Origin of the sequence: Suilimivivens aceti (assembly GCF_025567405.1) — a bacterium.
In the GTDB taxonomy this organism is placed as follows: domain Bacteria; phylum Bacillota; class Clostridia; order Lachnospirales; family Lachnospiraceae; genus Suilimivivens; species Suilimivivens aceti.
The window spans coordinates 120,669-135,748 of record NZ_JAOQKJ010000002.1; the positions used below are offsets into that span (position 1 = coordinate 120,669).

The window sequence follows — 15,080 nt, forward strand, 5'->3', positions numbered from 1 at the left end:
AAATGGGAGTAATGGATAAATTCCTCAATGCGATGAAACTGAACGATGACGATGATGATTACTATGATGATGACTATTATGATGAGGAACCAGTAGAGTCCAAACCAAAGAAGCTTCCTTCTATTACAAAAGAAAGTAATGCAGAAATAGAAGATGAGAAGCCTGCACCAAAGAAGGTGACGCCAAAGGTAACACCCATGCGCCAGAATAAGAAGACTGGTAATGGCATGGAGGTATGTGTGATCAAGCCGACATCCATTGAAGATGCGAGAGAGATTACAGAAACACTACTGGCAAACCGGACAGTTGTTTTGAACCTGGAAGGTCTTGATGTAGATATTGCACAGCGTATCATTGATTTTACTTCAGGATCCTGTTTTGCAATCAGTGGGAATCTGCAGAAGATATCTCATTATATATTCATCATAACACCGGCTATTGTAGATATTTCCGGTGATTTTCAGGAAATCTTATCAGGTTCCTTTGATGTACCACCGATCAATAATGGATTATAGAAGCAAGCTTCCTGGTGATGCCGGGAAGCTTTTTTACTACTGTTACTAAAGGAGAATAACGATGTCTGAACGAATGACAATCAATTATGACAAAAAACCATGCTACGATATTCTGTTCACTGCTTCCTTTGAAGATCTTCCTGAAGAACTTCTGAAGCTGGATTCGAAAGACCGTAAGGTATGCATCATTACGGATTCCCATGTAGAATCCCTTTATGGTACTGAGCTTTTAGACAGGATTACTCCATTCTGCCTGAAAGCAGTTATGTATGCTTTTCCAGCAGGAGAAGAAAATAAAACACTGGATACTGTCAGAGATATTTACCGTTTTCTGATTGAAGAGAAGTTTAACCGCAAAGATCTGCTGATCGCACTTGGCGGTGGTGTGACCGGTGATATCACAGGATATGCAGCAGCAACCTATCTGAGGGGGGTGGATTTTATCCAGATTCCCACAACACTGCTGGCACAGTGTGATTCCAGCATTGGTGGAAAAACAGGTGTTGATTTTGAAGGCTATAAGAATATGGTTGGTGCATTTTATATGCCGAAGCTGGTTTATATGAATGTTTCTGTGCTTGGCACACTGGACGACAGACAGTTTTATGGTGGGTTTGCAGAGGTGATGAAGCATGGACTGATCAAGGACAGCAATTTTTATGAATGGCTTCTTGACAAAATGTATGAGATCCATGAAAGAAATCCTGAAACCATGCTGGAAATGGTACAAAAGAGCTGCCTGATCAAAAAGCTTGTAGTGGAGAAGGATCCTACTGAAAAAGGAGACAGGGCTCTTTTAAATTTTGGACATACGATCGGTCATGCCATTGAGAAAGCAAAGAATTTTAATATGACACATGGAGAATGTGTTGCTCTTGGCTGTGTGGCGGCTGCTTATATCTCCTGGAAGCATGAATGGCTTTCCATGGAGGAATATTATGAAATCCGTGACATGTTTGTGCCATTTAACCTTCCCATCACGATAGAAGATATTGATCCTGCGGAAATTCTCACTCTGACAAAATCAGATAAAAAGGCAGAAAACGGAAGTATAAAATTTGTACTTCTTAAGAAGGTTGGAAAAGCTGTCATTGACAGAAATGTTACAGATGACGATATTTTGAATGCCGTAAAAGAAATTCTTTATGTGGAGGATGAGAATTCAGCAGAATGAAGAAAACATTGAACAAAGAGAAAATAAAACTGTTATGTATGGATCTGGTCATGCTTGTCGTACTTGTTCTGATCGATTATTATACAAAATACCTGGCTGTGATCAAACTGAAAAATCAGGCAGCGTTTAATATCATTGATGGCGTACTGGAATTTAACTATCTGGAAAACAGAGGTGCTGCATTTGGTATGCTTCAGAATCAGAAAATCTTTTTCGTATTTATTGCAGTGATCTTTTTAAGCGTTATCATATTTGTATTGCTCCGTACCCCGGATGACAGAAAATACAGAAAGCTGCATATCCTGCTGACCATGATTGCCGCCGGCGCCATTGGTAATATGATCGACCGGCTCAGATTTGATTATGTTGTAGATTTTATTTATATTGTCCTCATTAATTTCCCGATTTTCAATGTGGCAGATATGTATGTAACATTTGCCACAGTGATACTGATCATTCAGGTTCTGTTTGTATATAAGGACAATGATTTTAACTTTTTAAGCTTTAATCAGAAAAAATTCAGGGAACTTAAATAAACATATGGCGGAAGAATTAAAGGAATATGAATTTATTGTTTCAGAAGAATCAGAAGGGGAGAGAGTCGATAAGTATCTGACGATGCTTATGGACTCTCTTTCCCGTTCTTATCTGCAAAAGCTTTTAAAGGAATCACATGTGACTGTAGGAGGACAGCCGGTAAAGGCGAATTACCGGATCAAAACTGAAGATGCAGTAAGAGTATTGCTGCCACCCCTGATCACACCGGATATCCTTCCGGAGAATATTCCTTTGGAGGTTCTTTATGAAGATGAGGATGTTATCGTAGTCAATAAACCCAAAGGTATGGTTGTACATCCGGCTCCCGGACATTACAGTGGTACACTGGTCAATGCACTTTTATACCATTGCCATAATTTAAGCGGTATTAACGGTGTTTTACGTCCAGGAATCGTACACCGTATTGATAAGGATACCACAGGCAGTATCATTGCCTGCAAAAATGATGCCGCCCATGCTTCCATTGCCGAGCAGTTAAAAGAACACAGTATTATAAGAAAGTATCATGCCATTGTGTGCGGCAGACTGCCGGAAATCGAGGGAACGATCCATACAAGAATTGGACGTCACCCCACAGATCGTAAGAAAATGGCTGTTGTGAGAGAGGGTGGAAAGGATGCCATTACTCACTATAGGGTACTGCAGCAGTTCGAGAAATATACCTACGTGGAATGTATACTGGAAACCGGCCGGACCCATCAGATCCGTGTACATATGGCAAGTATTGGACACCCCCTTCTCGGAGACGAAATCTATGGAACACCTTCAAAACAGTATAAACTACAGGGACAGTGTCTGCATGCAAAAATCCTTGGATTTTCACATCCTTCCACAGGAAAGTATATTGAAACAGATGCATCACTTCCTGGATATTTTGAGCATTTGCTCACAATCCTTGCATGATCTTTCAGACAATAAACTGGATTTTTTTCGTTTTTTTGATATAATAGAAATAACACTGACAGTGAAAAAAAAGGAGGGTTCCGTATGAATACAGTTATTACAATCGGAAGGCAGTTTGGTTCTGCCGGCCGCGAGATCGGTGAAAAGGTTGCAGCGTATTTTGGAATTAAATGTTATGATAAGGAGTTATTGAGCCGAGCAGCAAAGGAAAGTGGTTTTTGTGAAGAAATGCTGGAAAATCATGATGAAAGACCAACCAGCTCATTTCTTTATAATCTGGTTATGGATACGTATTCCTTTGGTTATAATGCATCCCATTTCGTAGATATGCCTATCAGTCATAAGGTATTCCTGGCGCAGTTTGATGCTATTAAAAAAATTGCAAGTGAAGGCCCTTGCGTTATTGTCGGACGGTGTGCTGATTATGCATTAAATGATCTGAAGAATTGTGTCCACATTTTTATTTATGGTGATGAAGAAACCAAAACCAAACGAATTATGGGTAAATATAATGTAGATGCTGCTAAAGCAAAGGATATGTGCATTAAAAAGGATAAACAGAGACAGAGCTATTATAATTATTATTCCTCCAAGAAATGGGGACGTGCTGACAGCTATGATCTCTGCATTAACAGCAGTGTTCTTGGTGTAGAAGGAACAGTAAAGCTCCTTGTCCAGTATGTTGAAGACTTTGAAGCTAAGAATCAGTAAATGAAGTATATAAAAGATATCAAAGCCATACTGTCAGAAATCGGTATGGCTTTTTCGGTGCACGGGTACATGAAGTCAACAGGTTTTTTCTGTCTGCCACAAAGAAAAAAAGAAACACGGAAAAAGGGAAAAAAGAAAAAGGAAAAAGAAACTGGAAAAGAAAGAAAAACAAAGGAAATCTGGTCGAAGAAAAGAAGCCTGAAAGATACAGAAAACTATTCGCAAAACACAAGTTTAACGAACAGTGACAGACTTCTTGAAATGATGATAACACCTGATACTCACCATGTAAAGCGGTTTTTTCTTTTTCGTGAATGTTGCACAGTTTTTCCTATGGCGCCTTAGTGTGTTTTTTAGTTATTTTCACTAACTTCCAATATTCTAACAGACTGGTCAAGAATTGCTACATCAATCGTTTTAGCATAAGTTATGTTTTCCGATAAGCTGTCAATGATCTGATCTATTTCCTCACGTGTCAGGCAATAATCCTCAATCTGTACCTCTTGCAGGTTTCGGCTACTATTGATAAACCGCTGGAATATGCAAAATTATATCTTGATGGAACAATGCAGATATGGGTTGATGCAGAAGATTCATTAGAACTATGGTGATTTTTTCAACAGCACTAAAGTTACTTTTTTCAACATCGTTATTGAGAATAGTCATTTTACCGTGCATATATTCAATATCTTTTTATCAATTATAATGAAATCAAGGGCTGGTCTAATGCCAGCCCTACAAAAATGAAATTTGCATAGAAAATAAATTTACAATTTTTCCGATATAAACCTGTTATCAACAAATACAAAAATAATTTATATTATCGTATCTATTGATATGATACGTATTTCAAAGAGTTACCAGAAGTTTTTGAAAACTTTTTCCCTTGTGATATTTATCTAAAGCTCCTAATTTTATACTGATACATCAATAGAATTGTGAACTAACCTATTACCATTTTTGACAAGAGTAGATTCCACTGATTCTCTTTTGACATTATCAAGAATACTTGTATCAAACTTTTGTCCCGGTTTCCAATTTGGATTAGTCGAAATGTCTCATAACCACTCTCCTTTTGTTAAATACTGACTTCTCTCTGCACCTACGGATATGAACTGTATTTCATGCTGCAGAAGATCCTCTAACGTCTCTACATACGTTTTGGCTGCATCCGGCAGTTCATCATAGGTTACGCAACCGCTGATGTCTGTCTGCCAGCCGGGAAGCATTCTCACATTTGGTACATATTCTTCTAGATCCTCTATCGGATCAAAATCCGTCACTTCCTGATTTCCCTTTTTGTAACCTACAATCACAGGGATTTCTTTCATCATACTGAGCACATCAAGCTTAGTTAATGCAATCTTGTCCGCGTTCTGACACTTTAATCCATACCGGCTTGCAACTGCATCAAACGGTCCTACACGGCGCGGACGTCCTGTGGCAGCACCATATTCTCCGCCAAACTTGCGCAAAAGTTCCATCCAGGATTCTGGCATGGCTTTTTCTGCTGTAAATGGCCCTGCACCTACACAGGTTGAATAAGCTTTCAGTACACCAACGATATGGTCCAGTTGCTTTCCCGGTATCCCCGCCCCTATCGGACCGTAGGCAGAAATCGTTGAAGAACTTGACGTATATGGAAAAATGCCATAATCAATATCCCGCATAGCTCCAAGCTGTGCCTCTAAAACAACACGTTTTCCTTCCTTTAATGCTTCCTCGAGATAAGCACCTGTGTCTACTATATATGGCCATAACTCTGCTGCCTGAGCTTCACACCAGGAAAGCAGTGCCGGATAGGACATCGGTTCCTGATAATAGCATCCTGCAAGCTCCAGATTCTTTGCCTCGAGCATCATTTTCAAACGATTCTGTACGGATTCCTCTTTTAGATGAAGCAGATCCCCAAGACGCAGTGTCTTCTTTCTGTATTTGTCACTGTATGCATAGGCAATGCCTCTTTTTGTGGAACCAAACGCTTCTCCTGTTTTTGCAAGACGTGTTTCTTCGAGTTCATCCTGAATTTTGTGCCAAGGCATAGAGATTGTTGCCCGTTTGGAAAGTTTTAAGTTGTTTGGTGTGACCACAACACCTTTTTCCCTGATCTGTGCAATTTCGTTTGTCAGATGTTCCAGGTCTACCACCATACCATCGCCGAGTACGCATATTACATTCTCATGCAGAATACCGGATGGCAGCAGATTTAAGACAAATTTCTGCTGTTTGGCAACCACTGTATGACCAGCGTTATTGCCGCCCTGATAGCGGACAACAACATCTGCATTCTCCGCAAGCAGATCGATCACACGACCTTTTCCTTCGTCTCCCCAGTTAATTCCTGTTACAGCTGTAAGCATATTTTATCCTCCTTCTATTGACACTGTCTTTGAACATAAACCCATGCATAATCTGTTATGAGCAATACCGGAATGTCCGGTCGGTAAGTATTCTCGCAAAAATAAGTCCAAGCGGTAACGATACAATAATCATGATCGCTGCTGCAAACCACAAAACTGCCTCTGTTAGTGACATAATTCCAAAATTATAAATCGCACGATACAAATATAATCCTGGCACCATAATTACAATGGATGGCACTGTCAGTGAAATTCTCGGATATCCATGATTTCTCTTTATGATGGATGCAAGCAGACCTGCAGTCAGTGCTCCTATGAAAGCTGCTGCCGCAGATGGCATCCCTGTATAATCGACCAGTTCCAGCCGCAATGTATTTGCAACGGCACCGATACATGCCGCCGTTGCTGCTATATAGACTGAACTGTTAAACATAATCGAGAATCCAAATACTCCGCAAAAACTTGCGATCAGACGTAAAACCAGATGCATCATACTTCCTAGATGCAAAGCTACAAAATCCTGTGGCTGAAGCTTTAACAAAAGTGCCATGATCCATGCAAACATCGTTGCAACCAGAACAATAATAATGGAATAGGTAAGCCGCTCCAGACCAGATCGCAAATCCAGCTTTGCCAAGTCAATTCCACTTGTGATAAACGGAAATCCCGGAATAATAAACAACATGGAACAGATATATCCGGCCTCATGCACTGCGGAAACGTGTAACAACAGCTCTGCCATATGCAGACAGACAGCATACGTCAGACATGCAGCTGAAATAGATACCGCAATGTTTAAAAACAATGTGTAATGATGTTTGATCAGCTTCATCCGGATAAGGTTACCAACACCAGCGGCAATAAATGCAAATATCATCTCCACCGGGCCACCACCCAGCAGAAATGTAAATCCACAACATGCAAGTGCCGCTGCCAATCCGAGTTTTACCGGAGAATAGAGTTCATGGATCTGCTCGATTTCATCCAGCCGCTTATGGATTTCTTCTCCGGTCAAATGCGCTTCCTGATATGGAAAACTATTTACAAACTGTTCCATCCGATAAAGCTTGGAAGTATTTACTCCGGTATTTGCAATACTAAGAGACTGTGAAACACACTCTTTTCCATCAAAACAATTAAACTCTATGGACATCAGTCCCACATCCACTGTACAGGTTACTCCAAGTTCCTTGGAAAGCCTGTTCATAGAAGTCCGCACACGCCATGCTCCGGTTCCACAGGAAAGCATAATCAGACCAACCCGGCCGACAACCGATGCCTTTTCAATCAGTCCTGCCTGCTGAATCAGCACTTCACTGTCATTCTCTGTATAATCGTGCCACGGAATCTCCATATGATTTTTTTCCATGATTTCTATATAATCATTTTTCGCCATAAATGATCTCCTCCGCTTTTGCAACATGACGTTCGAGATTTTTCAGGAAGATAGAATTCGGAAGGAAAATTCCAATTTCATCATATCGGTTGTTATTCTCCATCAGCGAATCCTGTCCATAAAATACGTAAGCCATTGGAAGATTCTTTTCCAGCTCAATCATAAGATCCCACACGGCAGAATATGCTTCTGCCTCTGTCTCCTTCTCCTTTACGGTATCCGGCAGTTCACGAATGAGCAGCACACCCATATTTTTTTCAAGAATCTTTTGTTTCACATCCATGTAATCCGACTGATATTCATGGCTGTAACGGTATGCCTGTGCAAAATATATATTTTTCTGATTGCAGAGATCTTTGTATACCTCATGAAAATGCCGGTATTCTTTTTCATGAGCTGTGCCTTTGTATGCAGGAAGTAATTGCCCATTTTCATCCGTCATAATGACCGGATTTTGCTTTCCGTCTGCATCAAAACGATAGGGAATCAGAAATGAATTTCTCAACAGGTCAAACAATGTATTCTGACATATGCCCATAAGGAAGGCCGACAGGTCCCGGTTCGTATACGCATTGAACAAAGCCAGTGAAAATTCTGCCGGAGAAATTCCGGCATCCGAATCATCATTGCAAAATAAACAGTTACAAAATGTTTCCTGTAACTTTTCACATGCCCAATGATCATTTAATATTTTCTGAAACAAAACCTCTGCCTTTTCCTCTCGTGGAAAAATCGTCTGTTCCTTCATGCTTCATGCGCTTCCTTTCTTGCTTTTTTCATCTTCTATGATTATACTTTTGCATTAGGGATAAGTAAAAACTATAATTGATATGTTATAAATAACATTTTGATATGTCAGAGGGGGTTCTATCGATGAATGTAAATTTTGAATACTATCGAATTTTTTATTATGTTGCAAAATACCACAACTTTACCAAAGCCGCACATACACTCGGCAGCAGTCAGCCAAATGTGACAAGGGCCATGAACTGTCTGGAGCAGCAGATTAATACAACTTTGTTTGTACGTACCAACCGGGGCATTCAGCTTACCCCGGAAGGGGAAAAACTTTATACCCATATTTCCGCTGCAATGTCACAGATTTTTGCCGCAGAAGAGGAGTTATCGGATAGTACGGGGCTGTTACATGGAAGCATTGCGATCGGTGTCAGCGAGACCGCATTAAATATTTTTCTTTTTAATAAACTTAAAGCATTTCATATGACCTATCCCGGCATCCGCCTGAAACTGTACAATTACTCCACCCCACAGGCCATTGATGCCGTAAAAAGTGAAAAAATCGACTTTGCTATTGTTTCAACTCCAGCTTCCGTGGAATCACCACTCAGACAGATTATGCTGCAGCCTTTTCAGGAAATCCTTGTCGGTGGTACAACTTTTACCGCACTCGGCAGCCAGGAATTATCTCTCTCAGAATTAAAAAACTATCCGCTGATTTCGCTTGGACGTGAAACAACGACGTTTCAGTTTTATCATGCACTCTTTCTCTCTCACGGACTCGAACTTGCCCCTGATACCGAAACCGCCACGACCGATCAGATTCTCCCTCTTGTCAAATGTGAGCTGGGTCTGGCTTTTCTTCCAGAAGCAATGGCACATGATTCTATTCAAAAAAGAGAAATTGTCCAGATATCACTAAAAGAAAACATTCCGGAAAGAAATATATGCATGCTATACGATTGCCAACATCCGCTGAACTCAGCCGCCCGACAATTCCGGAAAATGATTCTGGAAAATCATTTGTCATAGTTTATAGCTATGAACAAGCAATGTTTTTAAGTATTATACAATCTGTTCTCAAAAAAATATAATGAATGCAAAGCAATACACCACAAGTGCGAAAAAGCAATGCAAGCAAAAAGGAAACGCCAACAGTCACATTCAAGCTGCCATCCACCTGCATCTCTTTATGTGGAAGCAGACTCGCCATTCCTACTGATGTAACAGAAGGCAGGCAACTCAGCATACACTCAAAACCAGCAGTCTCATGTCCCTTAAAATACGTCAATGAAATAAATACGTCTGCATCCATGATTGCATGACCGATTTTAGCTTCTTTTACATATTCTCCATCAATAGGCACAATCGTCTCATCTGTCCCTTTTAAACCATCACCGATCAACACATGACAGCCTGTCTGCAGCGGAGAAAAACCATTCACATATGCCGTATCCAAATGATCAAGCGCATTCTTTCTGCTTCCCACATAAAGGGTATTACAATCTGTAACTAATTCTTTCTGCATCGCTTTTGAGAAAAACTTCCCGTTTTTTTCCTGTCTTTTTAAGAAGCCTATCAACTTTGGTAAGGCTAACACGGGCGCCCCTACTGTCAATACGAATTTTTCAGAACAGGCAACTACTTACCGGCCTCCCACAACACAGCATTGATAAGCCGGAATGTTTTCCTCCTTTTCTTTTATTGAGGGGGTAGCCCCCATGTGGGGGCTACTCATTCTTATTGAGGTAAACTAAATCTTTGGGTTTTCTTCATACGCTCCATATCGTGAGCCAATACTCCAAGTATTAAAGATTCATCATCAATTAAAGACTCATCAATTCCAGTAACTTCCATAAACACCTTTTTATATTCTTGTAAAACATCCTGAAAGTGTTCTGTAAACGGCATTTCCATTTTTACCCCCTTTCCGAGCAATAAAAAAACCGCCCTAGATTTTTCTAGGACGGTCAAAAACCGCTTGAATGATTTCATTCGATATTTCACTGTTCTGTTAAACTATTATTTCAAAAATAATTGATAACCTGCGTGCTCCTGTTGGAAAATGAGTGTCGCACGCAATCAATTACCGTTTCCTTTCCTGCGGAAAGTCCACTTTCTTGAAACATCACAAGTTTAACAAATAATAGTAATTGACCATCACGATCAGTTGCGGTTTTTGTCCTCAGCCAGATCTTCCCTGGTAATATAATCTACAGCACTATTGTAACGGGTAATCTGTTTAGTATGATTCCTTATTTTAGTATCTGGCTTAGGTTTATTGCGAATACGATCATATTTCTGATGAAAGCTTTGTACAGCATCTGGTGTTATGTTTTTCCTTTTCTTTCTGATTTTTAGAAAGGTATAGATATATACAATTGCTAGAAACACCACGATCAGACCAATTAATATCTTCATATAAGCTGCCTTTCAATATTATATATTGATTTCATGGAATTATTTAATGATTTCGTCTGAATCAAGCACTATGGTAAAGGGACCGTCATTGATCAGGGAAACCATCATATGTGCACCGAAAATGCCTTGTTCAACAACAGGAATTTCCTTCCTGCACTGTGACAGGAAATACTCATACAAGGCATTTGCCTGATCAGGTGTTCCTGCACCGATAAATGAGGGTCGGTTTCCATGCCTGCAATCGGCATATAATGTAAATTGTGAAATAATTAACAATTCTCCATTTACAGATTTAATATCCAGGTTTGTTTTCCCATTTTCATCTTCAAAAATACGAAGCTTCAAAAGTTTTTGGAACATTTTATCTGCAATTTCTTCTGTATCAGTCTGACTGACCCCCAGCAATACCATAAATCCATGACCAATTTTACCGACAACTTCCTGATCCACACTAACGGAGGCTTCCTGAACACGTTGAATGACTAATTTCATAATTTACTACTCTCCTATTTCTTCCAAGCATTTTTTATAGGTTTTACTGTAAGATACTAATCTTCTTTCTTATCACTATTGTTATCATGAGTTGCTTTCTTCTTAAAGGAAAATTTAAAGAAAGGTTTCTCAAGGCTTTCATCTTTGGGAATCATATTTCTGCTTTCATCAATATAGTTCAGGTTAATATAATCGGTCGTTTTCACAGAAAGTTCCCGCTTACGTAGCACTTTTTCAACTAGGCGCTTGATAAAGGCATAAACAACAGCAAAGAAAGGTACACCTATGATCATGCCAAGTACACCAAATAATCCTCCAAAAATAGTGATAGAAAAAATAACCCAGAATCCTGTCAATCCCGTTGACTGCCCAAGGATCTTTGGCCCGATAAAATTACCATCCAGCTGTTGCAGGATCAAAATAAAGATCAGGAATGTCAGACATTTCATGGGACTGATCATTAGGACTAATAGTGCACTTGGAATAGCACCAAGGTAAGGGCCAAAGAATGGGATCACATTGGTAACACCTACAATTACACTAACCAGCAACGCATAGGGGATATTCAAAAGCGTGGTTCCAATAAAACATAACAATCCAATAATGATAGAATCTACAATCTTTCCACTGATAAATCCAATAAAAGTATCACTGACAAAACGCATATCGTGGATCAGTCCATTGGCATTTGATGTAGGAAAAATACTGTAGATAATTTTTTTAGTCTGTGCAGAAAAGGTTTCTTTGCTGAACAGAACGTAGATGGAAATAATCAGACCAATGATCAGGTTCCACATAGCCTTTAAAACACTGATCAGACTTAGAGAAACTGTCCGCAGCAAAGATTCCATCTGGGGCAGCACATTACTATTAACATAATGATTAAATTCGGTAGAATATGTGGTCATAAGCTGCTGTACAAGATTCTCAATATTTGGATTGGCTTCAAAATACTTGTCCATGAATTTCATCAGATTGTTCACATAAATGGGAAGAGCCATGGAAATACTTTGAATACTGTTGATCAGGTTGGGGATCATAATAGAAAAGAAACCATAAACGACTAAAATAACAATAATAATTGTCAGTGTGATAGAAATAAAACGGATTCCTTTCTTCTTTTTTGAGCTGATTTTCGATTTCCTTGTAAATGCCGGGATCAAAAATTTTCTTTCCAGTGTATTCACCAATGGTGTCAGCAGATAGGCCAGAATCATACCATAAAGAACAGGACTTGCAATCTTTACAATGGAATCTATTCTAGCTGAAAAACGATCCCAATGAAATAATAAATAATAAAAACAGATGGAAGCTGCAATTACAAGGAATGCAGTAATTCCAAAGTAGATGTATTTTTTTTCAAATTTCAATTTCATTATATATTTGTTCCTTCCTCAAAATGTTAACTCATATTAATCTATCATACCATTATTTCTGAAAATATACTATGGATTCTTATTGATTTATGATAATATTATCATAGTTTATAGGAACTGGAGGACTGAACATTGGAAAACAGTAAAAATTATCATGACGAGCAAAGCATGATCAACATAACCCATATGAGAGAAGTTCTTGCTACACTGCCGGGCTTCTGCAAAAGTTTTTTCCGCGGTATCCAGGAATATACTTCTTCACGGACACGTCTTGCTTATGCCTATGATCTCCGGGTATTTTTTGAATTTTTGCATGATAATAACAGCATGTGCAAAAAACTGGAGATTACAGAATATCCTCTTTCTATCCTGGACAGTATCTGTAAGGAGGACATTGAGGAATATATGGATTATCTGAGTCTGTACAAAAAGGATGGTAAGGAATATACCAATAATGAACGCGGGAAAAAACGAAAGCTGTCTGCCTTAAAGAGCTTTTATAATTATTATTTCTGTGCAGAACAGATACAGACAAACCCGGCTGCCCTCGTACCTCTTCCCAAACAGCATGAAAAGGAAATCATCCGTCTGGATGCAGACGAAGTTGCCATGCTTCTTGACCAGGTCGAAGATGGAACAAAGTTGAGTGAGACCCAGCAGATCTATCATAAAAAAACAGTGATACGGGATGTGGCACTTCTTACTCTTCTACTGGGAACCGGGATACGTGTTTCTGAATGTGTGGGACTGGACATCAATGATGTGGATTTTAAAAATAATGGAATTAAGATCAGACGAAAAGGCGGCTATGAAACTGTAGTTTACTTCGGAGATGAAGTGGCAGATGCACTACACGATTATCTGGAAAAGCGGCATCATATGATACCGATTGAAGGTCATGAAAATGCACTGTTCTTATCCCTGCAGAACAGACGGATCACTGTCCGGGCTGTAGAAAATCTTGTAAAAAAATACGCTTCTACCGTAACGACACTGAAAAAAATTACTCCTCACAAATTGAGAAGTACCTATGGTACTGCCCTCTACCAGGAAACCGGTGATATTTATCTGGTAGCAGATGTTCTTGGACACAAGGATGTGAATACTACCCGAAAGCACTATGCAGCCCAGTCTGATATGCGTAAACGGAAGGCTGCCAATGCTGTACGCCTCAGAGAACCATAATCTTTACTCTACAAATACATTGCTGTAATAGGGAAGAATGATATGCTGTCCATAGATAATAGTATCCTTTTCCATATGATTGATATTCATCACCTCTTTAATATAATCATCATGAGAATCATAGAATTCACTGTCAGCGTACTGATCGGCATAATTCCAGAGAGTTTCTCCACTGGCTACAGTAACGCTTTTATAATACTTATAGCTGATGTTATGATCTCCTGCCGCCTGGGCTCTGGAACCGATACTGAAGAAAGCACCGGAAATACCTATTGTTAAGAGTAAGGTTATAACAGTAATCATAAGATGTCGTCTGAGCTGACGGCATCTTTTTTTCTTATTATTTCTGATCCTTCTTTCACTGATCTGATTATTCATGATTCTGCCTCCCTGATAATCATCCTTATACAAATATCGAACGTATGCTCCAAACGTTTGTTCTTATGTTTTGATTATATCGAACATACATTCCCATGTCAATAGATTATGTGCAAATAATCGAACAAATATTTGGAATATATGTTTGCTTTCGGAAATGAGGTATGATATACTTTATTTATCAACTACTGAATCAAAATTGAAAGAACTGATACTGGCAGGTTATCGGTCAGTGATATGGGAGGATCAAGCATGGCATATGGTAAGATTTCAGCGAAGCAACAGGAAATACTGGATTATATTAAGGAAGAAATATTAAAGAGAGGTTATCCGCCGGCTGTTCGTGAGATCTGTGAAGCTGTGAATCTGAAATCCACCTCTTCCGTCCATTCCCACCTGGAAACACTTGAGAAGAATGGGTATATCAAAAGGGATCCTACGAAGCCGCGTGCGATTGAAATCTGTGATGACAATTTTCAGATGGTACGTACTGAAATGGTAAGTCTTCCCGTGATCGGACAGGTGGCAGCCGGACAGCCGATCCTGGCTGAAGAGAATATTGAAAGCTACTTCCCTGTTCCAGCAGAGGTGGTACCTCATGGAGAATCCTTCATACTGAACGTCAAGGGAGATTCTATGATCAATGCAGGTATTTTTAACGGAGATCAGATTTTTGTCAATGCCTGTAATACTGCCAGAAATGGTGAGATTGTGGTTGCCCTGATCGATGATTCTGCTACCGTCAAGACATTTTACAAAGAAGATGGACATATCCGTCTCCAGCCTGAAAATGATACCATGGATCCGATTATTGTCAATGACTGTCAGATTCTTGGAAAGGTATTTGGAATTTTCCGTATTTTATAACGGTTC

The 15,080-nt window shown here is 39.4% G+C and carries 17 protein-coding genes and 3 pseudogenes; 9 read left to right on the forward strand and 11 right to left on the reverse strand.

The genetic code is table 11. The features are described 5' to 3' along the window. Positions 1 to 2: 2 nt before the first annotated feature. From OCV77_RS02305 to OCV77_RS02330, 6 genes and pseudogenes are all read left to right on the forward strand, one after another. Positions 3 to 515, forward strand: a complete 513-nt coding sequence (locus tag OCV77_RS02305) for a cell division protein SepF (RefSeq protein WP_118797007.1) — start codon at positions 3 to 5, stop codon at positions 513 to 515. A gap of 61 nt (positions 516 to 576) precedes the next feature. Continuing rightward, positions 577 to 1,689: a 3-dehydroquinate synthase gene (aroB, locus tag OCV77_RS02310; protein WP_262572999.1), complete on the forward strand. Its 1,113-nt coding sequence runs from the start codon at positions 577 to 579 to the stop codon at positions 1,687 to 1,689. Then, positions 1,686 to 2,225, forward strand: coding sequence for a signal peptidase II (gene lspA / locus OCV77_RS02315; RefSeq protein WP_118797005.1), 540 nt, complete (start codon positions 1,686 to 1,688; stop codon positions 2,223 to 2,225). Before aroB ends, lspA begins: the two co-directional genes overlap by 4 nt. 4 nt (positions 2,226 to 2,229) lie before the next feature. After that, entirely contained in the window at positions 2,230 to 3,150 is a 921-nt protein-coding gene (locus OCV77_RS02320; RefSeq protein WP_118797004.1) for an RluA family pseudouridine synthase, read from the forward strand. A gap of 84 nt (positions 3,151 to 3,234) precedes the next feature. Beyond that, entirely contained in the window at positions 3,235 to 3,861 is a 627-nt protein-coding gene (locus OCV77_RS02325) for a cytidylate kinase-like family protein (RefSeq protein WP_262573002.1), read from the forward strand. Between the two features lie 521 nt (positions 3,862 to 4,382). Continuing rightward, a pseudogene (locus tag OCV77_RS02330) lies at positions 4,383 to 4,472 on the forward strand (DUF6061 family protein); the annotation flags it as partial. A gap of 303 nt (positions 4,473 to 4,775) precedes the next feature. Here OCV77_RS02330 and OCV77_RS16875 read toward each other — a convergent pair. The 4 genes from OCV77_RS16875 to OCV77_RS02345 are packed head-to-tail and all read right to left on the reverse strand — an operon-like array spanning position 4,776 to position 8,365. Continuing rightward, positions 4,776 to 4,916 (reverse strand): DUF3879 family protein, encoded by a 141-nt coding sequence (locus tag OCV77_RS16875; RefSeq protein WP_465245906.1) that lies wholly within the window; start codon positions 4,914 to 4,916, stop codon positions 4,776 to 4,778. A gap of 3 nt (positions 4,917 to 4,919) precedes the next feature. Further along, positions 4,920 to 6,221: an adenylosuccinate synthase gene (locus tag OCV77_RS02335; protein ID WP_262573004.1), complete on the reverse strand. Its 1,302-nt coding sequence runs from the start codon at positions 6,219 to 6,221 to the stop codon at positions 4,920 to 4,922. A gap of 55 nt (positions 6,222 to 6,276) precedes the next feature. Then, positions 6,277 to 7,617 (reverse strand): threonine/serine exporter family protein, encoded by a 1,341-nt coding sequence (locus OCV77_RS02340; protein WP_262573006.1) that lies wholly within the window; start codon positions 7,615 to 7,617, stop codon positions 6,277 to 6,279. Then, positions 7,604 to 8,365, reverse strand: coding sequence for a DUF4866 domain-containing protein (locus OCV77_RS02345; RefSeq protein ID WP_262573009.1), 762 nt, complete (start codon positions 8,363 to 8,365; stop codon positions 7,604 to 7,606). Before OCV77_RS02345 ends, OCV77_RS02340 begins: the two co-directional genes overlap by 14 nt. A gap of 125 nt (positions 8,366 to 8,490) precedes the next feature. Here OCV77_RS02345 and OCV77_RS02350 point away from each other — a divergent pair, with 125 nt between their 5' ends. Further along, positions 8,491 to 9,387, forward strand: coding sequence for a LysR family transcriptional regulator (locus OCV77_RS02350; protein WP_262573012.1), 897 nt, complete (start codon positions 8,491 to 8,493; stop codon positions 9,385 to 9,387). A 223-nt stretch (positions 9,388 to 9,610) separates the two neighbouring features. On the opposite strand, the pseudogene OCV77_RS16600 reads toward OCV77_RS02350, so the two are convergent. The 6 genes and pseudogenes from OCV77_RS16600 to OCV77_RS02380 form a co-directional block, all read right to left on the reverse strand. Beyond that, positions 9,611 to 9,877, reverse strand: a pseudogene (locus OCV77_RS16600) (DUF362 domain-containing protein); the annotation flags it as partial. Continuing rightward, positions 9,860 to 9,946 (reverse strand): annotated as a pseudogene (locus tag OCV77_RS16790) (relaxasome subunit MobC); the annotation flags it as partial. The pseudogenes OCV77_RS16600 and OCV77_RS16790, both read right to left, overlap by 18 nt. Positions 9,947 to 10,095: 149 nt before the next feature. Next, positions 10,096 to 10,272: a hypothetical protein gene (locus OCV77_RS02365; protein WP_262573014.1), complete on the reverse strand. Its 177-nt coding sequence runs from the start codon at positions 10,270 to 10,272 to the stop codon at positions 10,096 to 10,098. 249 nt (positions 10,273 to 10,521) lie between these two features. Beyond that, positions 10,522 to 10,776 carry a hypothetical protein gene (locus OCV77_RS02370; protein ID WP_262573017.1) on the reverse strand — a complete coding sequence of 85 codons (255 nt, stop codon included), beginning with the start codon at positions 10,774 to 10,776 and terminating at the stop codon, positions 10,522 to 10,524. 39 nt (positions 10,777 to 10,815) lie between these two features. Next, complete coding sequence (dtd, locus tag OCV77_RS02375; RefSeq protein WP_262573020.1) at positions 10,816 to 11,268, reverse strand: D-aminoacyl-tRNA deacylase; 453 nt, start codon at positions 11,266 to 11,268, stop codon at positions 10,816 to 10,818. 56 nt (positions 11,269 to 11,324) lie between these two features. Beyond that, positions 11,325 to 12,644, reverse strand: coding sequence for an AI-2E family transporter (locus tag OCV77_RS02380; RefSeq protein ID WP_262573023.1), 1,320 nt, complete (start codon positions 12,642 to 12,644; stop codon positions 11,325 to 11,327). A 168-nt stretch (positions 12,645 to 12,812) separates the two neighbouring features. Between OCV77_RS02380 and OCV77_RS02385 the strand changes: the two genes are divergently transcribed. Next, positions 12,813 to 13,829 carry a tyrosine-type recombinase/integrase gene (locus OCV77_RS02385; protein ID WP_334307694.1) on the forward strand — a complete coding sequence of 339 codons (1,017 nt, stop codon included), beginning with the start codon at positions 12,813 to 12,815 and terminating at the stop codon, positions 13,827 to 13,829. A gap of 3 nt (positions 13,830 to 13,832) precedes the next feature. On the opposite strand, the gene OCV77_RS02390 is transcribed toward OCV77_RS02385, so the two are convergent. Further along, positions 13,833 to 14,207, reverse strand: a complete 375-nt coding sequence (locus tag OCV77_RS02390; protein ID WP_262573029.1) for a hypothetical protein — start codon at positions 14,205 to 14,207, stop codon at positions 13,833 to 13,835. A 252-nt stretch (positions 14,208 to 14,459) separates the two neighbouring features. Between OCV77_RS02390 and lexA the strand changes: the two genes are divergently transcribed. Beyond that, positions 14,460 to 15,074, forward strand: a complete 615-nt coding sequence (lexA, locus tag OCV77_RS02395; protein ID WP_262573031.1) for a transcriptional repressor LexA — start codon at positions 14,460 to 14,462, stop codon at positions 15,072 to 15,074. Positions 15,075 to 15,080: the final 6 nt, after the last annotated feature.